The organism is Streptomyces sp. NWU339, assembly GCF_003143855.1.
GTDB lineage: Bacteria > Actinomycetota > Actinomycetes > Streptomycetales > Streptomycetaceae > Streptomyces.
The window spans coordinates 155,531-172,473 of sequence record NZ_QFRK01000008.1 but is presented as its reverse complement, the minus strand read 5'-3'; the positions used below and the strand labels follow the sequence as shown (position 1 = coordinate 172,473).

Sequence of the window (16,943 nt, the reverse complement as noted above, 5' to 3'; positions counted from 1 at the left end):
GCCATTCTTGAGGCCGTCAGTTGGGGACGCCCCAGCTGAATCCGTAAGCAGCTGAGAAGGAGTACATCGTGCGTATTCGTTCCGCTCTTGGTGTCGGACTCGGGGGAGCTGTCCTCGCTCTCGGTGCCGTAGCCGCTCCCGCACAGGCCGTCGGGGCAGCACCGCAGGGCGCGCTGGCCCTTCCTTCGTGGTGCACCAACGGTGAGGCGTGGGATGTGGACGGCAGGACGTACGGGGTTCGCTGTGACGTGACCTTCGCCTACTACGCGAAGGTCACCTGCACGAACGGCAAGAGCACGAAGATCGCCAGGGGGGTCCAGACGAACGACAACCGCTGGTCGTACGCCTACTGCACTTCCCACGGGAGCAACTGGCGGGTCGTTCCGGGCACGGGAGGACCCGTCAGGGCTTGATGCCTCCCGGAGCTCCCCGCCTCCGGAGTGGGCCGGACGCGCAGGCAGGCGGCACGGCGGCTTGTCGTCACTCCGGTGACGGCCTCGCCCGCACCCCCGAGGTGCAGGCCTGGCGTGGGTCTCCTTGATGAGGGAGCGTTTGCAGGAGGGGCGCCCGAAGGCACAGAAGGTGGCTTCGGGCACCCCTTTCGACTGCACGTCTCACGCTCGTACGCCGACGGGAGGGCCCCGGGAAGTCGGTGATGTACGGGTGACCCCTCATGGGCGGGGTCGGATTTCCGGACGACGAGGGGTGGGGCCGGGTTCGGTGGTGGGTGCACGGCCGGTGACGGTGTGTCACTCCGGCTCGATGATGAACACCTGGCCGTTGGCGTCCTGCACGGTGCACCGCTGGGCCACGGCCACCGCGCCCGCCTTGTCGGAGCCCTGGGAGCCGTCGGGGTCCTCGGCGCTCTCGCGGATGCCGACGCACAGGGGTACCGCGTCCTGGGCCGGCCTGAACCGCCAGTGGTCCGTGCCGCCGCCGGGGGCGGGCTCGATACGGAACCGTTGGGCGGTGCTGCCGCCCTGGCAGGCCTTCCAGGGCCAGGGTTCGAGCATCCCGTGGAACGGTCCCCCGTCGAGGACGGTGAGGCAGCCGGGGCCGTGGTCCGGGTGGTCCCACTTGATGATGTACAGACCGTCGGACTCCCGTTGGAGATACGTGCGCGGCGGCACCGCCTCCGTGCAGGGCCGCTGCACCGCGACCGTCTTGGTGTCGCCGTCCACCCGGGCCTCCCCGTCGGTCAGGCACAACGTCGGCGACCCGACCGGCCGTAACCGCGACCACCCGGGAGTCGGCCCGGCCGCCACGGGGGTGGCTGCCGGGCTCATGGCGGCTTCCGGGCCACCGCCCTTGGAGTCTCCCGTCCGTTCGTCGTCCGGCAGCAGAACCACTGCGGCGATGACGAGCAGGACGACCGTCCCGAGCGAGGCCAGCGCGACGAGCGGGGTGAGCGGGGTGAGCAGGGCATTACGCGTACGACCGCCACCGGCGGCCTCGCTCTCGGTGGCCTCGCCCTCGGCGGTCTCGCTCTCCGGGGCGCGGCCCGTCCCCGGAACGCGGTCGGCGTCCAGGGCGCGATCGGACTCCGGCGCATCGCCGGCTCCGGAGGCCCCCGGCCTCTCCGCATCCGCGGGGTGCTCGTACTCCGCGAGCCGTTCCCGGGCGGCGAGCCACTCGGCCACGTCCTCCCCGGGGCCGCAGGCCCGTACCAGCGCCGCGACGAGCTCGGCCCGCGGCAGTGAGTCCCGGCGCAGGACGTCCGCCAGGGTGCTGCGCGCGAGCACGTCGCCGCGTTCGGCGGCCCGCTCCTCCAACTGCCGGTAGGTCAGCCCGCTGTGCTCCTTGAGCCGCCGCAGCAGTCCGACGTACTCGGCCGGAGTCCGCGCCTCACCGGGCTCCATGCCACCTGAGATCGCCATTCCGTCATTGTCGTCAGGCGCCTCACACCCGGCAATCCCCGACCCGGCCACGTCGGGTGTCCCGCCTCCGCCGTTCCGGACAGCCTTCCGACCGGCCCGGACAGCCCGGCCTTTGTCCCGGACAGCGCACACCGTTGCCGGACAAGATCCCACGGTTCAGGATCGGTTGACGTCGCCGCAGGCCGGACCCACGGGGGTGGACCGGCCTCGGCGGCCACCGGCTCAGCCGACGATCGGGGAGACGGCGACGCAGCCGGTCACGGAGACCGTGCCCGCGTCGGACTCCTCGGCCAGGGTCTTGCCCTTGTGAAGGATCTTGCAGGAGAGGTCGCCCGAGCCGTCGGCGTCCACGGTCACCGGTATGACGACGGGTGCCTCGATGCCACGCAGCTTCACCGTCTTCTTCCACGGCAGCGTGGGGTTGTCCACCGTCTCGAACTTCGGGTCGGCCGCGTCCCCGCCCCCTGCGTTGAACTCGATGGAGTCGACCTTCTCACCGGTCACCTCATAGGTGACCTCGTACTCTTCGTCGAGCTGCTTGTCGACTTCCTCGACCAGCTCGTCCTCGACCTTCTTGGCGGCGTCGTCGGAGCAAGCGCTCAGGCCAAGCACGAGGCCGCCCGCGACGAGCGCGGACATGAGGGAACGACGGATGCGGTTCATACGGATTGCCCCCGGTCATGCCAACTGTGTTGGGGGTACAAAGTAGTCAAAGGGAAAGCAAAGTCAACCAGTTATCAACTGCGCGGAGCAGTTGGTCAGTACCGGCTGCGGCACTTTCGCCGAGCTCCGGTGCATCACGGAGACAGTCTGCAACTGACGCGGAGCCAGAGCGGCACCGAGGCCACCCTACGGTTCTTTCTGGCCGGCGACCTGCCCGGCGCGGCCTTCGCCGCCATGAGCACCGACGCCCAGATCCGCTCCATCGGCAGCAACCCCCGCCGTTACGGCGAATGGTCAACCGCCTACCACACCTCGCGCCAACTCCCTTTTCCCGACGGCACAGGCTCGGGCCCCCCATGTCCTCGCGGAACATGTTCAGCACAAGTCACCTTTATAAAGGGATACTTGGAACGTCAGGACATGGTGAGAGGCAGCGAAGGCCGGCCACCGTGGAGGCACGTGGCGGGACGCCGGAAGAGGGGGACAGGTGGCAGCGTCGAGGATGGTGTGGGGGAAGCCGGACCCGAACCTCGAACTGGCCGCGGAGGCGGGTGACGTCGGGGCGATGAAGACTCTCGGCAAGCACCTCCACGAGTCCCCTGGCGGCCTGGAGCACGCCGAGCGGTGGCTGCTCGCCGCGGCCGAGGCCGGGGATCACGAGGCGATGTACCACCTGAGCGAGGTCTACTGGGACTTCGCCATCAGCAGGCGATCGAACGGCGATGCGGACAAGGCCAGGTCGGTCGACTGGTGCAGGCGCGCGGCGCGGGCGGGATGGCCCGAGGCGGTGCGGGCCATGGGCCGGAAGAGCGGCATCAGCGGCAACGAGCGTGAGTTCTGGCTTCGGCACGCAGGGGAGGACGGGGACCCGTGGGCGATCACCTCCCTGGCAGAGCTGGCCGAGAAGCGGAAGCGGCCTGAGGACGCTGAGCACTGGTATCGGATGGCCATCGCCCACGGCTTGTCCTCCGTGCGCACCGATCTGGCGTACCTGCTCATGAGGCAGGGGCGGTTGAGCGAGGCGGAGGAGTGCGTGAGGCCGGAGGCCGAGGCGGGCTCGGTGAGAGGCGCCTGGCAGCTGGCCGATGTACTGGAGCAGCTCGGTCGGCAGCAGGAAGCCTCCGCATGGCGGGAGACATACGAGGCTCTGCGCGCCCGGGAGATCGAGGAGAGCGGCCGCCAGCTGTCGCGCGCCGCACCGGAGTTCGCCACGGTCGCCGTCACCGCGCTGGTCACGACCGCCGTTGTGCCCTTCGTCCAGGCACTTGTCGCCAAGGCTGCCGAGGACGCCTACGGGCAGGCCAGGAGCCTCGTCCGCCGGATGCTGCGCGGGAACGGGGAGCCGGGACCGGCCGCCGAGGCCGTCGAGGAGTCCACGGGTGAGGAGGAACCCCGCCTCCTCATCGCCGACGACGCGGAGGCGGGGATCACCCTCTTCGTGTGGTCGAACGCCTCTGACGAGGCACTGCGGGCCCTGTCGTCGCTCGACATGGACGAGCTGGCCCTCCGCAGACCGGACCGGGGCAGGGTGCGCCTCGTGTGGCATCCCGGAACCGGCAGGTGGCGCATCCGCGGGGAATGACCCATCGTGTGCGCGATCTGGTGTCGTGACCGCGTGGGGAGGCCCGTGCGGTTCCGTCGCGACGGAGTTCGCGGTTCGGGGCGAGTCGGGGAACTCATCCTTGACGGATGGCGGTGACCACAGGACGCTGTGCCGCTGTGTGGACGAGCGCCGACAGGACGGCGCCGACCGCGTACCAGAGCAGGTCGGGCGCGTTGAAGGTGGAGCCCAGGACGAGCCTGGCAGCAAGGCTGTGCACCGCCAGCTCACCGGGGATTCCGGTGAGCTGGAACAGCTCCACCGCGCAGCTGAAGCCCAGGGCCGCACCGGCGGCCGCCGTCGGCTTCACCCGGGGCACGACCAGCACCACGAGCACGTGGATCAGGGCCGTGTAGAGCGCGTCGCCCGCGTACTTGGCGATGTCACCCGTCATCACGGCCCTGATCCCCAGACCCGCCGCCAGGGTCGATAACGCTGTCGCGCAGGCGATCAGGCGCGTGCGCGTGAAAAGTCCCATGCCGGAACCCTACGCGGCCACGCTGTTCAGAAAATGGGACGGCAGTGACCGGCCGACGGGGACCTCGGCGTGATCAGGGCCGGCCTCCACCGGGACGGGAGGCTCGGAGAGGATGTCAACCACGATCAAGGCGAGCACCAGCAGCAGCGTGGATCAGAGGGCACTGGAAGATCGAAGATCTTCTGCACCACGTCCGGGACCGGACCTTCCGCGAGCACGATCTCGGCCGCGGCCCTCAGCCCGGTCTCACCGTCGGCAGCGAGCCGGCGCAGGAAGGCCCGGCGTTCGGGCAGACAGCAGCTCGTGGTGGGCTCGTCCCCCAACACCAGCGCCTGCGCGCCGCCCACGGGCGATCCTCTCCTCGGCATGACCGACCAGAAGACCGTCCCAGGCCGGTCAGCCGACGTGACGATGTCGTCCCAGGAGATGCTCGACGCTTCGGTCCCCGCTGGTGGTTGTCAGTGGCCCCACTCACCTGTCCGACGAGACACCGGATCCCGGGCAACCGAATCCGCCGACACCGTGGTCTGGAGGGCGAGGGAGGGTGCTTGATGCAGGCCAAACAAGAGGCCGAGTTCAAAGAGTTCGTCACGGCGCGGTGGTCCCATCTCGTACGGACCGCGTATCTGCTCACGGGCGATGTGCACCACGCCGAAGACCTGACTCAGACGGCGCTGGCCAAGGCGTACCGCTCATGGCGGCGCGTCTCACGCAGCGACAGGCCGGAGGCGTACGTCCGGCGGATACTGGTCAACTGCAACAGCGACCGGTTCCGCAAGCGGCGGGTCACGGAGGCGCTGACCGCGGTGCCGCCGGAGGTGGCCGGGCGCGACGAGGCCGTCTCGTGGGCCGACGAGCGCAGCGCCCTGCTCGCGGCGCTGGCCGGACTGCCGCCGAAGCAGCGGGCGGTGGTCGTCATGCGCTACTGGGAGGACCTGTCCGAGGCCGAGGTCGCCGAGGTGCTCGGCTGCTCGCCCGGCACGGTCAAGAGCCAGGCGTCCAAGGCGCTGGCGAAGTTGCGTACGCATCCGGGACTCGCGCAGGTCGTGGACGAACCTGTCCGCAGCCGAGTGCCGTCCGGGCAGGGAGGCAGGAAGTGAACGAGGAGCAGAAGCAGCAGGGGACGGGAAGCAGCGGGGACTTCGAGGAGCAGCTGCGCGAGCTGCTCGCCGAGGACGCGAACACGATCCGGCCCGCGCCGGTGGCGTACCCGGCGATCCGCCGCCGGGGCGCGATCGAGCGGCGGCGCCGGGTGGCGGCGGCCGGGGCGGCCCTGGTGACGCTGGCGGCGATGCCCGTGGGGGCGTACGCGCTGGCCGACGGGGATGCGGGCGGGAACACGGTGGCATCGACACCGCCGGTCCTCGCCCCGCCGCAGACGTCGGCGGCGCCGTCCGCGTCGTCGGCGGGGCCCGAGCGGCCGGCCACAAAGGACCAGCTCCTCGACGGGATCACCTTCGGGCAGGCCGTCGACGGGCTGGAGAAGTGCCTCGCATACGACCAGTCGCACGCAGGCGGCCCGTCCGACTTCCGCACGGACCTGGGCGCGGCCGAGGACTACCGGATCATCCTGGCGATGAACAGCATCGGCAACTCCAACGCGCCCGGCGACGGCGTGTACGTCGTCGCGGTGAAGGAGCAACCGAAGCAGACCCGGCTGATCTGCAACGTGAAGGACGGCGAGGCAAGCGGCCTCAACACCAGCGTGGGCTCCGACGACGTGCCGGGCGCCGGCCCCGTGATGGCCGACATCAACGGCGGCAAGCTCTACCAGCAGTCGGTCCTCGACCGCGGCAACTGGAAGCTTCCGTTCCGATGGGGTGTCATCGGCACCGTCGAACCGTCAGTGGCCCGGGTGACCGTCACCTACGGCGGCGCCACCAGCCAGGCCGCCCTGGACCACGGCTGGTTCGTCGCCTCTGACGTCCTGGACCAGCAGGTCACCGTGGCCCCGCGCATCAAGGGTTATGACGCCGACGGCAAGCTGGTCTACGACTCCGACGAGGACGAGGGCTACGAGAAGCGGCTGCCGTAGCGCCACCCGGCCGGGGGCGCCGCACAGGGGACGGCGCCCCCGGATCTCGGTCAGCGGTGCGGCACGGGGGCCTTTCTGGTCGCCGGTGCGGATGTGGCGATCCACACCGAACCGGCATCCGTGATGCCGTCCGGCTGCGCAGGTGAGAACGAGGTTCTGACGCCTCGCGACGGTGATGGCGTCAACTCGTCGGCGTCCGAGGGCCGATCGGGGGCCCCGTGGATCCGTCGCGCTGTCGGGTACGAGCTCAACCGGACGGCGTGACCGAGGACCACACGCCGAACCACTGCTCGGCGCCGAACTCCTCGAACCGCTCCACCTCGGTGAACCCCAGCTTCGCCGCGAGGCGCATCGAGCGGTCGTTGGCGGTCTGGGTGCAGAGCACCACAAGCTCGCCGGGAAACGCGTCGGCGAACCAGTCGAGTGCCGCCGCGCACGCCTCGGAGGCGTACCCGCGTCCCCACGCCTCCGGCAGGAACAGGTAGCCGAGCTCGACTTCCCCGGCATCCGGACGGAGGTGTCCCGGACGCTCCGCGTCGCGCCGGTCGAGCGTGACCGTGCCGATCACCGCTCCGTCGAGCTCGATCACGAAGACGCCGGGGCGCCGCCCGGGTACCTCGGGCACCGCGCGCTCGAGCTCATCACGCGGTCGAGGGCCACCGAGGTAGGTGCACACCTCCGGCGAGGCGAACAGCTCGATGAACGCCGCACGGTCCCGGGCCTCGGACTCACGGAGCACGAGCCGCTCGGTCCTGATCGGGGCAGGTGGCCAGGCGACGGGTCCGAGCTCGGTCATGGCGGGCAACTTATCGCACGCCGCCTGCCAGAGCGGAAGCCTCGAACGCGGCCAACGCCTTGGTCACACTTCCCAGTTCGGCGCAAACCGGTTCTCCCGGGCGGAGCGCCGAAGTAGCCCCGGCAACGCCCTGCCGGTGCGTGCCGCGTGGCGTACGGCGCGAAGTGGCCGACGACCCGGCGCCCGGATGCCGGGTGCAGTGGCCCACGCCGCTCCGATGTCTCGGACATCCGGAGTCCTGTGCCCAACTTCTTTACCCCTGTGACCCGTTCACCGAAGGTCTTCCAACTGGCTTTGTTCACGAGTTCTGGACAGCGGATGTACGGGGCTTTGAGCAGCACGCCGACGTGGCGGTGTTCGATGTTCATGAGCAACGACAGCACAGACGACCGGGGTTGCAGCAGACAGGTGCGCTGAGAGATCCCCTGGCCGGAGACGGTGACCGGGCGGCATTCACCGAAGAGAATCGCTCCATGCGGATTCTGATCATCACCGCCGGTTCACGGGGAGACGTCGCGCCCTTCACAGGCCTGGGGCGGCGCCTGCTGGACGCGGGCCATCAGGTCGTCGTGGCCGCTCACCCGTCCTTCGCCGCACTCATCGGCGGGTGCGGTCTCGACCACCGGCCTGTGCCGGGAGACCCGCAGAGGCTGATCCGGGACTGGGCCCGGGCGACGTCGCGGGATGAGGCCCGGGCTCTGACGAGGGCGTACGCGGACGGACTCGCCGATGGGGTGGCGGAGGCCGTGGCGGGCGGAGCCGACCTGCTGCTCACCGCCTTCGGCCCGGCACCGCTCAGCCGGACGGCCGGTGAAGCGCTCGGCGTCCCCGTCGTCGGCACCTACCTCGTACCGGCGTTCGCCACCGGCCAGTTCCCGCTGCCAGGCGCACGGAGCACCGGCGGCCCGGGGCCGGAGGGAAACCTCGCCGCGGGCCGGGATGTGCTGAGGCGCGCAGAAGGGGTCTTCGCGGGCGCAGTGACCCGGCTGCGGGCCCGCCTCGGGCTGCCCGCCGGCACGCCCTCGGCACCGGTGGACATCCGGCCGGTCTTCCACGGCTTCAGCCCGCTGGTGGTGCCGCGCCCCGAGGACTGGCCGGCCCGGGTCGAAGTGTCGGGCTACTGGTGGCCCGCGCGGCCGGACGGCTGGCAACCCGCGGCCGAACTGGTCGACTTCCTCCAGGCCGGTCCGCCCCCGGTGTTCATCGGGTTCGGCAGTATGGCACCGGGGCAGGGGGAACGGCTCAGTGAGCTGGTGGCCGCGGCGGTGGAGCGGGCAGGCGTGCGCGCGGTGGTGCAGGCGGGGTGGGCCGGACTGAGCGGCTGCGGCGCCGACGTCCTGGCCGTCGGCGACGTCCCGCACGACTGGCTGTTCCCTCGCACCGCCGCCGTCGTCCATCACGCCGGGGCGGGTACCACCGCGGCCGGGCTGCGGGCCGGAGTGCCCGCCGTGCCCGTACCCGTCATGGCCGACCAGCCGTTCTGGGCGTCTCGGCTGTACGAGCTGGGAGTCGCCCCCCGGCCCGTGCCGTTCCAGGACCTCACCGCCGAAGCCCTCGGCGACGCGATCACGGCCTGCCTGTCCGAGCCGTCCCACCGCCGCCGCGCGGCCGAACTCGCCCGTGGAATCGCCGCAGAGGACGGCATCGCTTCGCTTCTCGCCCACATCGGCTCGGAGAGCGCCGGGTGAACCCGGGCCTGCGCCGGTCAAGAGCCCGGGGGCGGCCAGGGGTTCTCGTGGCGGGCGACGGAGAAGTCGACCTGGAGTGCGTAGCGGTGGGCGAGGTAGGAGCTGACCGTGTATTCCAGCGGGGCTCCGTGCTGGTCGGTTGCGACTGCAGACCTCGGTTCGACTGCCGTGCGGGCGGCCCGGCCAAGGGCTGTCCCACGGCGGTCGGTCGCGGATGAGGTGATCCTGCTGTGGCAGGTGTGAGCGCGGCGTCGGAGCGCGTACGAAAACTCCGGTGCGCCGACTCGAACGCCTCTGCGATCATCCCCGGATGGCGCACAGTCTCGAATCGCTGGTCATCCGGCACACCCACCGCCTTCCCTCCCCCGGGGGTTCCGCCGGACAAGGAGCCACCGCCGCGCGGCAGTTCGACGCGGCGCTGACGTCCGTGGGCTTCAAGCTCTCGGCGGAGCTGCTGGAGCGGCTGTCGGGGCTGTCCGAGGCCGCGGTCGTGCACACCGCCCAGCGGACGCTGCGCACCGTGAGCGAGATGGTGGGCGACCACGTCCGGCACAACTCGTACTTCATCGACTTCCCGGCGAACGTGCCGGACACCGAAGAGTTCTGGATGCGGTGCGTGGCGGAGGCGCTCGGCGACGGCACCTCGCGCGAGAGCGTGCTGACGCAGCTGGCACACGGGGTGCTGGACCTGCTCAGCCTCCCCACGTACGGCCGGTACCAGCACACCTACGAGGAGATGCTCGCGGCGCAGGACGAGCTGATCGCCTCGGCGGGCGACCGGGTGACCGTCCTGCACCTCGGGCGGGGCCTGGACGACGAACTCACCGACCTGTACCTGGCCCTGGCGGGCAGCACGACACCCCTGGGCGAGGAGCACCTGCGCGACCTCAGGACCCTCGCCGAGTGCTGCGCGCTCGGCCCCCAGCCGGAGTCGATCCCGGTCCGGGAGAACCGGGCCGTCGTCAACGAAGCCCGTCTCGCCGTCGGCACGGACCTCCTGCTGGACACCGTCACCGACGTGCTGCGGCTGGCCTGCGCACTGTCGGGCGGCGACGTGACGCTGCAGGAGCCGACCCGGTTCCGCACTCTCCCGCGGCCGGCCCGCCGTGCACTGCTCGCGGGCCTCGACGCCGTGGTCGCGGCGAACCCCGCCAAGCTGGCCGACGTCCACGCGCACCGCGAGCCCTTCAAGCGGCTCGGTGAGCGTCTCCACCCGCACGAGTACCCCCGCTGGCCGCACGCCGCCGATGTGTTCGCCGTGGCGCGGGGCGAGAAGGAGGCGCGGTCCTTCGACAGCCGTGTCGAGGAGCTGCTCGGCGCGTCCGACGTCCCCGGTGCGGTGCGGCTGCTGGAGTCCGCTCCCGGCAAGCTGTTCCGCGCCCTGGACCTCCTGCTGCGCAGCGCCGCCGGCCAGGACGAGCGGGACGCGGTGGTGGCCGCCGCGGTGCGGGTCGCCCCCGAGGTCTCCGGCCGGGTCGTGCTCTCGGTCCGCGAGCACTTCCAGAACCGGGAGCGGGAGACCGGCGCACCCCGGATCTTCGTCAACCGCCGCGGCCGCGGCTGGGCCACCCCCGACACCCGGCCGCCGGTCCCCACCGCCGACCGCGACCGTCTGATCGCCGCCCTCGACACCGAGCTGCGCCACAGGCTTCCCGCACCGGGCCGGCTGCTGCTCGACCCCGACGTCCTCGACGTGGCGCTCCCGCTCAGCGGCAGGGCGACCGCGGCCGGGCTCGGCGTACTGCCGCGAGGTTCGCTCTCGGCGGTCGACGGCGAACGGCTGCGCTTCTTCGTGTACTGGAAGCAGACCGAGCACCGGACCGACTACGACCTCTCGGCGCTGCTCCTCAACGCGGACTACAGCACCCGCTCCTGGCTCTCCTACACGTCCCTCAGGGCTGCCGGGGGCAGGCACTCGGGCGATGTCACCGAAGCGCCCGACGGGGCCTCGGAGTTCATCGACCTGCCCCTGGGCCGGGTACGCGGCGCGTTCATCGTTCCGCAGGTCAACATCTACGCCGGCGAGGGCTTCGAGGAGGTCGAGGAGTCGTTCTTCGGTTTCATGCTGCGCGACGGCGAACAGAAGGGCCGGCCGTTCGAGCCGCGCACGGTGCGGATGAAGTCGGACCTCCGCGGGACGGGCCGAGTGGCGCTGCCGCTGGTGTTCCGGCGCGAGGACGACGGCCGGTGGCGCGCGAAGTGGCTGCACCTGTACCTGAAGGGCATCTCGTCGGCCAACCGGGTCGAGCAGAACCAGGTGTCGGTGTCCAAGGTGGTGCGCGCCGTCGTGGAGCGCGAGCACCTGACTGCGCGGTACCTGGCCGACCTGATGTCCGGCGACACCACGGCCGTGGATCTGTGGGACGGCGGGCCGGTCCCGGACGAGCCCGTGACGTACATCGGTCTCGAACGTCCCGAGGGGCTGCACCCGGACTCCCGGGTCATCACCCTCGAAAACCTGCGCGACGTGGTCCCGGGCTGAGTGCTAGCGTTGCCCGCGGCGAGGCCATGAAGGGGCTTCCTTCTCAACTCCTTTCCTGAACAAGTCCTTTCGCTTTCCTCGCCCTCCACATCGACATCGCTCCGGGCGGTGCCCGCGCTCACCGCGCGGGCACCGCCCGAGCCGTTTCCAGATCCTGTTCCAGGGGTCAGGTGAGCGCTCTCGCCAGGAGGGTGGCGGTTTCGGCGATCAGCGGGTTGTCGGGGGAGGCGTCGGGCTCGTGTTTCGTCGTGAGGACCGCCATGACCAGGGGTGAGCGGCCCGGGGGCCACGCGATGCCCACATCGTGGTTGGTCCCGTACATCCCGCCCCCCGTCTTGTCGGCGACGGTCCAGTCGGAGGGCAGGCCCGCCCGCAATTTCGCACCGCCCGTGGTGTTGGCGAGCAGCCAGTCGGTGAGCCGTTCGCGGTCGCCGACCGCGAGTGCGGTGCCAAGAACCAGACGGGCGTAGGTCCGTCCGACGGCGCTCGGGCTGGTGGTGTCCGTCGTACGCCACGGTTCGGCGGAGTTCAGTTCGGGCTCCCACCGGTCGAGCCGCGTCGTCCTGTCCCCGACGGAGCGGCAGAACCGGGTGATCGCGGTGGGTCCTCCCAGCTCCCGGAGCAGGAGGTTTCCCGCGGCGTTGTCGCTGTGGCAGATCGTGGCGGCGCACAGTTCCGCGACCGTCATGCCGTCGGCGAGGTTCTCCGGCTTGCCGGTGATCGGTGCGTAGCCGGAGTCCGTGACGTCCTTCCCGGTGTACCGGATGCGCCTGGCCAGGAACTCCCCGTCGCGGTCGAGGTCACGCAGCACAGCCGCGACGGCCAGTGTCTTGAAGAGCGAACAGACGGGGAAACGCTCGTGCGCGCGGTACCGCACCGTCCGGCCGGTGGCGGCGTCGCGGGCGTAGACCCCCAGCCGGGCGGAATGCCGCCGTTCGAGATCTCTCAGCCGGCGCATGATCTCGCTGCCGCCCTCGGGTGTCGACGCGTGGGCGTTTCCGCTCGCGGGCAGGGCGGCGGCCAGTGCTGCTCCGGCTCCCAGGGCGAGCACTCCACGCCGGGACGAGGGTTTCCCTGCGGTATCCAAGATCATCCTCTCCTCCGGTCAAGGTCTCCACTGTCAAGAGCACCCGTCCGGATCAACTGGTTCCGTCCGAGGGGAAGATCGCCGAGGCTCCGACAGAGAAAATCCGTACCGTGCCGGCCGGAGAGGGCGGAGACTCCTCACATGACCGACATGGGGGCGTTCCGGGAAGCAGTCGTCGCGTGGGATGCCGGTGGGCCGGGTGAGCCCGCGCGCGAGCTGGCGGCGCGGTTGCCCGTCCGGGCGGTCGTCCTGCTCGAAGGGCCGAGCGATGCCGCGGCCGTCGACGCGCTGGCTGAGCGGCGCGGGCGGGACCTGGAGGACGAAGGGATCTGCGTACTGCCGATGGGCGGTGCGATGAGCGTCGGGCGCTTCGCCCGGCTTCTCGGGCCGTCACCCGGCCTGGACCTGCGCCTCACGGGACTGTGCGACGTGAGGGAACGTCGCTTCTACGCCCGTGCCCTGACCGGGTCGGCGGTGGCCGGTGCGGCCCAGCCGCAGCGGTTCTTCGTCTGCGCGGCGGATCTGGAGGACGAGCTGATCCGCGCGCTGGGTGTGGCACGGGTGGAGGAAATCGTCCGGGCCGAGGGCGACCTGCGTGCCCTGCAGAGGTTCCTGCGCCAGCCCGCGCAGCAGGGCCGCACCCCGCAGCAGCAGCTGCGGCGCTTCCTCGGCACGAAGAAGGGGCGCAAGATCCGCTACGGCCGCGTCCTCGTCGAGGCCCTCGAACCCGACCGCGTACCCGCCCCGCTCGACGACCTGCTCGCCGGCCTCTTGACGCATCCGTCGACTTGATTTCGGTCCGGCGCGGTGTGGGGCCGCGGGCGCGGCGACGGCCGGACCCGGGGCGGGTGCGTGAGGGCACCCGCCCCGGGGCGGTCGGGTTGCTCAGAGCTGCCGGTAGTAGACGGTCACCGGGAGCGGGGTGCAGCCGAGTTTCTCGTACAGGGCCCTGGCGGGTGCGTGGAAGGGGTCTCCCCCGGTACCGATCTCGACCACCTCGGCTCCGAGGGACCGCATCTGTTCGAAGGCGTGCTCGCACAGGGCGGTGCCCACCTGGTGCCGGCGGTGCTCGGCGGACACGGCGAGGTGCGTGACACTGCCGTTCCTGCGCGCCGGGTCGACGGTCCAGGCCACGTAGCCCGCGATGCCGTCCTCGGTCTCGGCGACCGCGACGTACGCGTGCCGCTCGGGTGCGTGGAGTTCGGCGACCTGCTTGCGGTAGTCGTCGCGCCAGTCGCCGTGCTGGTTGGCGAAGACGGCCTCGCCCACCAAGGGGCGGAAGGAGTCCTCGTAGAACGGCCGGAACGTCTCGATGGTCAGTTCGGTGAGTGGCGCCAAGTCGCCGTGAACGAACGCGCGCATGCGCATGGAAGTGTGCCTTTCGGGGCTGAGGGCTTGATACCCGGGGACACCCGGGGGAAGAGAGGGCATCGGTCGGCCCGCTCCCCGCCGATCGCGGTCGGATCGGCGGTGAGCCAGGCCCTCAGCGGCGGGTACGCCAGGCGGCAAAGCACTCCACGACCCGTATCGTACGCCCCAGCCTGCCCGCGCAGGCGTGGGATCCGTCCTGGGCGGGGGGGCGCTCGGGATTCGTGCACGGTTCGTCGGCGAAGCGGTGCGTCGACGGGGCAGGCGAGCATGCGCTTCGGCGTACGAACGTACACTCCGTCGGCCGGCGGGCGGCTGGTGCCGGAACTCATGGAATGCGCCGGGTTCCCAGGCGACCTCGGCGACCGCCCGGTCCTGGCCGAAAGTTTTTCGCGGAGGGCGGCAACCTCCCGCACACTCGCACGTCGTGCAGGGAGAAGGGCATGATCTCGTGCCCCCGACGCACATCGGGAGAAACCGCCTTGTCCTACCTGAAGCGCGCAGTCGTCACCGCCGTCGCCACCGGCGCACTGGCCGCGACCGCCGTGCCCGCCTGGGCGACGGCCGAGCCGAGCGCCACGCCGTCTGTCGCCTCGTCGCCGGTCACCAGCCTTCCGCCGAGCGCCGCCCCCTCCGCCGCCCCGACCCCGGACGCCAGCCTTCCACCGAGCGCCGCCCCGTCCGCCGCCCCGACCCCGGACGCCAGCCTTCCACCGAGCGCCACATCGTCTGCCGCCCCGTCGCCGGTCACCAGCCTGCCGCCGAACGACACCAAGCCGATCCCGGACGTCAGCAGCGCCCCCGGCGCCACGCAGTCCTCCACCGAGCCCGAGCTCGCGCACACCGGCTCCGACTCCACCACCGTCGCCATAGGTGCCGGCGCCGCCGGGCTCGTCGCGCTCGGGGCCGGGGCCCTGTTCGTCGTGCGGCGGCGTGCCCTTCGCTGACGTGCTCGCCTCAAGAAACCCTGTGCTGCACCACGCCCTGCCGTTCCGCACCGTCGCACCCGGATTCCCCCGGGTGCGGCCCGGCGGCGGGCGGGGCGTGCGTGCGGCCCTGCGCACACTGCTGCTGCTCCGCGACCGGTCGGCCCCTCCTGCCGACCGCCCGCTCGCAAGGCACCCGCGGCCCGCGGCCCCGTACGGCACCGCGGCCCCCCGACCCCCCACCCTCACCGACCTCTACCACGCGCACCGCCTCGGCATGGTCCGCCTTGCGGTACTCCTCGTCGATGACCTCGCCACCGCCGAGGACGTCGTCCAGGACGCCTTCACCGCCCTCTACCGCCGCCACGGCGAGCACATCACCGAGGTCGACAACGCGCTGGGGTACCTGCGCACGGCGGTCGTCAACACCTCCCGTTCGGTGTTGCGGCGCCGTCGCACCGCCCGCGCCTGGACCCCGCCCGCCCCGGTCGACGTCCCCTCCGCCGAGGAGCACGTGGTGCTGGACGAGGCGCACCGCGAGGTGCTCGCCGCCCTGGGCCGGCTCACCCCGCGCCGCCGCCAGGTCCTGGTCCTGCGGTACTGGGCCGACCTCAGCGAGGCGGAGATCGCCCAGGCCCTGGGGATCAGCCGGGGCGCGGTCAAGTCGAACGCCAGCCGCGCCCTGGACGCGCTGGAACGGATTCTGGAGGGACGGATATGACGGCCGGAGGGGAACGCGAACGCCTCGTGGAACGCCGACTGCGGCAGGCGCTCGAAGCCCGGGCGGAGTCGGTCACGGCAAGGGATCTGCGGCCGGCCTCGCCGCCCCGCCCGGCCCGCCGACGGCTGTGGTGGAGGCGGGCCCCGACGTCCCGGGTCGGCCTCGCCGCTCTGGCCGGCCTCGCGGCCGCCGCCCTGGCCGGGGCCGCCTACCTGATGCTGGCCCCGGAACCGGCCGACCCGCGCCCCGTCCCGCCGGCCGTCCCGCCCGGGACCACCTTCCCGACTCCCAGCACGACGCCCGGTACGACCCCGAGCGCGACACCGAGCCCCCGGCCGAGCGGCAGCCTGCCCGCGGACCGGTCCGCAGTGCCGTCCACCTCCCCCAGCCACTCGTTCCCGTAAGGCACCGGTGGTCCGAGGGGGCGATCCGGCGGCCGGGTCAGGCACGCGGTGGCGTGAGGGGCCGGACAGGCCCTACCCGTCGACGCCCTCGACGGCTTCCCCCGCGGGGCCGCTCGCGTCCGGGCCGCTGTCCTCGGGACCGATGGAGTGCTCTTCCCAGCGGCGCACCCACCAGCCCTCGCCGGGGGCGCCGGAGAGGATGACGACACCGGTGTTCCGCAGCGCGTGCGCGGAGGCGAAGTCGACGTCGACGTTCTCCGCCCGGGCCGCCACCCACATGCGGATCGCGGCGCCGTGGCTGACCATGGCCACGGTCTCGGCCCCGGTGGCCGCGGCCTCCTCCACGACGGCGTCGTACCGCCCCAGGGCCTCCACCCCGTTCTCGCCGCCCGGCATCCTGAGTCCGGTGTCCCCCGCCGACCAGGCGAAGGCGGTGGTCAGGTAGGTCTCGGAGGCCTCGGCGTCCCCTCGCATCTCCAGGTCGCCGGCGGACAGCTCCCGGATGCCGTCGCGCACCCGGACCTCCAGTCCCGTCCGGGTGGCCAGCGGTGCCGCGGTGAGCTGGGCGCGCAGCAGGGTGGAGGCGTAGAGGGCGTCGATCCTCTCCTCCGCCAGCGCGTCCGGGAGGGCGGCCGCCTGCTCCTGTCCCAGCGGGGTCAGCCCGGGGCCGGGTTCTGCCGTGTCCAGCAGGTGCTTGAGGTTGGAAGGGGTCTGGCCGTGGCGTACGAGCAGGAGGCGCATGTTCGGTTCTGTCTCCGTAAGAGCCGGGGGTCGGTCTTCCACTCTGCCACTCCACTCGTCTCCGTCTCGGGTCGCCG

The 16,943-nt window shown here is 71.8% G+C and carries 18 protein-coding genes; 10 read left to right on the top strand and 8 right to left on the bottom strand.

The genetic code is table 11. From position 1 onward, the window contains the following. Nucleotides 1-68 precede the first annotated feature (68 nt). Nucleotides 69-413, top strand: coding sequence for a hypothetical protein (locus DIZ27_RS45140; protein ID WP_146228935.1), 345 nt, complete (start codon nt 69-71; stop codon nt 411-413). A 336-nt stretch (nt 414-749) separates the two neighbouring features. On the opposite strand, the gene DIZ27_RS12280 is transcribed toward DIZ27_RS45140, so the two are convergent. After that, nucleotides 750-1,877 (bottom strand): helix-turn-helix transcriptional regulator, encoded by a 1,128-nt coding sequence (locus DIZ27_RS12280; protein WP_109378403.1) that lies wholly within the window; start codon nt 1,875-1,877, stop codon nt 750-752. Nucleotides 1,878-2,099: 222 nt separating this feature from the next. Next, nucleotides 2,100-2,540, bottom strand: coding sequence for an MmpS family transport accessory protein (locus DIZ27_RS12275; RefSeq protein ID WP_109378402.1), 441 nt, complete (start codon nt 2,538-2,540; stop codon nt 2,100-2,102). 487 nt (nt 2,541-3,027) lie between these two features. On the opposite strand from DIZ27_RS12275, the gene DIZ27_RS12270 reads away from it, so the two are divergent. Continuing rightward, nucleotides 3,028-4,122, top strand: coding sequence for a sel1 repeat family protein (locus DIZ27_RS12270; RefSeq protein ID WP_146228934.1), 1,095 nt, complete (start codon nt 3,028-3,030; stop codon nt 4,120-4,122). A 94-nt stretch (nt 4,123-4,216) separates the two neighbouring features. Here the strand turns inward: DIZ27_RS12270 and DIZ27_RS12265 are convergent, their stop codons facing one another. Both DIZ27_RS12265 and DIZ27_RS12260 read right to left on the bottom strand, forming a co-directional pair. Beyond that, nucleotides 4,217-4,618 carry a DUF2809 domain-containing protein gene (locus DIZ27_RS12265; RefSeq protein ID WP_109378400.1) on the bottom strand — a complete coding sequence of 134 codons (402 nt, stop codon included), beginning with the start codon at nt 4,616-4,618 and terminating at the stop codon, nt 4,217-4,219. Nucleotides 4,619-4,743: 125 nt separating this feature from the next. Beyond that, nucleotides 4,744-4,965: an immunity 21 family protein gene (locus DIZ27_RS12260; protein ID WP_258308338.1), complete on the bottom strand. Its 222-nt coding sequence runs from the start codon at nt 4,963-4,965 to the stop codon at nt 4,744-4,746. Nucleotides 4,966-5,169: 204 nt separating this feature from the next. Between DIZ27_RS12260 and DIZ27_RS12255 the strand changes: the two genes are divergently transcribed. Both DIZ27_RS12255 and DIZ27_RS12250 read left to right on the top strand, forming a co-directional pair. Then, on the top strand, nt 5,170-5,718 hold the full coding sequence (locus DIZ27_RS12255; RefSeq protein ID WP_109378398.1) for a SigE family RNA polymerase sigma factor: 549 nt from the start codon (nt 5,170-5,172) through the stop codon (nt 5,716-5,718). Then, complete coding sequence (locus tag DIZ27_RS12250; RefSeq protein WP_109378397.1) at nt 5,715-6,653, top strand: hypothetical protein; 939 nt, start codon at nt 5,715-5,717, stop codon at nt 6,651-6,653. The genes DIZ27_RS12255 and DIZ27_RS12250 overlap by 4 nt, the downstream gene beginning before the upstream one ends. Nucleotides 6,654-6,900: 247 nt before the next feature. Here DIZ27_RS12250 and DIZ27_RS12245 read toward each other — a convergent pair whose 3' ends face one another. Continuing rightward, nucleotides 6,901-7,449 carry a GNAT family N-acetyltransferase gene (locus tag DIZ27_RS12245; RefSeq protein ID WP_109378396.1) on the bottom strand — a complete coding sequence of 183 codons (549 nt, stop codon included), beginning with the start codon at nt 7,447-7,449 and terminating at the stop codon, nt 6,901-6,903. A 473-nt stretch (nt 7,450-7,922) separates the two neighbouring features. Here DIZ27_RS12245 and DIZ27_RS12240 point away from each other — a divergent pair, with 473 nt between their 5' ends. Then, nucleotides 7,923-9,137: a glycosyltransferase gene (locus tag DIZ27_RS12240; protein WP_109378395.1), complete on the top strand. Its 1,215-nt coding sequence runs from the start codon at nt 7,923-7,925 to the stop codon at nt 9,135-9,137. Between the two features lie 310 nt (nt 9,138-9,447). Further along, on the top strand, nt 9,448-11,619 hold the full coding sequence (locus tag DIZ27_RS12235; RefSeq protein WP_109378394.1) for a TerD family protein: 2,172 nt from the start codon (nt 9,448-9,450) through the stop codon (nt 11,617-11,619). A gap of 166 nt (nt 11,620-11,785) precedes the next feature. Here DIZ27_RS12235 and bla read toward each other — a convergent pair whose 3' ends face one another. Next, a complete protein-coding gene (gene bla / locus DIZ27_RS12230; protein ID WP_109378393.1) occupies nt 11,786-12,712 on the bottom strand; it encodes a class A beta-lactamase in 927 nt (308 codons plus the stop codon). Between the two features lie 135 nt (nt 12,713-12,847). Between bla and DIZ27_RS12225 the strand changes: the two genes are divergently transcribed. After that, nucleotides 12,848-13,498 (top strand): ATP-dependent endonuclease, encoded by a 651-nt coding sequence (locus tag DIZ27_RS12225; protein ID WP_109378392.1) that lies wholly within the window; start codon nt 12,848-12,850, stop codon nt 13,496-13,498. Between the two features lie 93 nt (nt 13,499-13,591). On the opposite strand, the gene DIZ27_RS12220 is transcribed toward DIZ27_RS12225, so the two are convergent. Then, nucleotides 13,592-14,068, bottom strand: a complete 477-nt coding sequence (locus DIZ27_RS12220) for an N-acetyltransferase (protein ID WP_258308336.1) — start codon at nt 14,066-14,068, stop codon at nt 13,592-13,594. 488 nt (nt 14,069-14,556) lie between these two features. Here DIZ27_RS12220 and DIZ27_RS12215 point away from each other — a divergent pair, with 488 nt between their 5' ends. From DIZ27_RS12215 to DIZ27_RS12205, 3 genes are all read left to right on the top strand, one after another. Further along, nucleotides 14,557-15,021 (top strand): LAETG motif-containing sortase-dependent surface protein, encoded by a 465-nt coding sequence (locus DIZ27_RS12215; protein ID WP_181383496.1) that lies wholly within the window; start codon nt 14,557-14,559, stop codon nt 15,019-15,021. A 73-nt stretch (nt 15,022-15,094) separates the two neighbouring features. Continuing rightward, nucleotides 15,095-15,721 carry a SigE family RNA polymerase sigma factor gene (locus DIZ27_RS12210; RefSeq protein ID WP_181383502.1) on the top strand — a complete coding sequence of 209 codons (627 nt, stop codon included), beginning with the start codon at nt 15,095-15,097 and terminating at the stop codon, nt 15,719-15,721. Continuing rightward, nucleotides 15,718-16,125, top strand: a complete 408-nt coding sequence (locus DIZ27_RS12205) for a hypothetical protein (RefSeq protein WP_109378389.1) — start codon at nt 15,718-15,720, stop codon at nt 16,123-16,125. The genes DIZ27_RS12210 and DIZ27_RS12205 overlap by 4 nt, the downstream gene beginning before the upstream one ends. A gap of 72 nt (nt 16,126-16,197) precedes the next feature. Here the strand turns inward: DIZ27_RS12205 and DIZ27_RS12200 are convergent, their stop codons facing one another. After that, nucleotides 16,198-16,866, bottom strand: a complete 669-nt coding sequence (locus DIZ27_RS12200; RefSeq protein ID WP_109378388.1) for a histidine phosphatase family protein — start codon at nt 16,864-16,866, stop codon at nt 16,198-16,200. Nucleotides 16,867-16,943: the final 77 nt, after the last annotated feature.

Bases quoted from the DNA above. Each gene is read 5' to 3' on its own strand.
- DIZ27_RS12280 (WP_109378403.1), bottom strand. From the start codon at position 1,877: ATGGCGATCTCAGGTGGCATGGAGCCCGGTGAGGCGCGGACTCCGGCC.
- DIZ27_RS12275 (WP_109378402.1), bottom strand. From the start codon at position 2,540: ATGAACCGCATCCGTCGTTCCCTCATGTCCGCGCTCGTCGCGGGCGGC.
- DIZ27_RS12265 (WP_109378400.1), bottom strand. From the start codon at position 4,618: ATGGGACTTTTCACGCGCACGCGCCTGATCGCCTGCGCGACAGCGTTA.
- DIZ27_RS12255 (WP_109378398.1), top strand. From the start codon at position 5,170: ATGCAGGCCAAACAAGAGGCCGAGTTCAAAGAGTTCGTCACGGCGCGG.
- DIZ27_RS12245 (WP_109378396.1), bottom strand. From the start codon at position 7,449: ATGACCGAGCTCGGACCCGTCGCCTGGCCACCTGCCCCGATCAGGACC.
- DIZ27_RS12240 (WP_109378395.1), top strand. From the start codon at position 7,923: ATGCGGATTCTGATCATCACCGCCGGTTCACGGGGAGACGTCGCGCCC.
- DIZ27_RS12235 (WP_109378394.1), top strand. From the start codon at position 9,448: ATGGCGCACAGTCTCGAATCGCTGGTCATCCGGCACACCCACCGCCTT.
- bla (WP_109378393.1), bottom strand. From the start codon at position 12,712: ATGATCTTGGATACCGCAGGGAAACCCTCGTCCCGGCGTGGAGTGCTC.
- DIZ27_RS12225 (WP_109378392.1), top strand. From the start codon at position 12,848: ATGACCGACATGGGGGCGTTCCGGGAAGCAGTCGTCGCGTGGGATGCC.
- DIZ27_RS12220 (WP_258308336.1), bottom strand. From the start codon at position 14,068: ATGCGCGCGTTCGTTCACGGCGACTTGGCGCCACTCACCGAACTGACC.
- DIZ27_RS12205 (WP_109378389.1), top strand. From the start codon at position 15,718: ATGACGGCCGGAGGGGAACGCGAACGCCTCGTGGAACGCCGACTGCGG.
- DIZ27_RS12200 (WP_109378388.1), bottom strand. From the start codon at position 16,866: ATGCGCCTCCTGCTCGTACGCCACGGCCAGACCCCTTCCAACCTCAAG.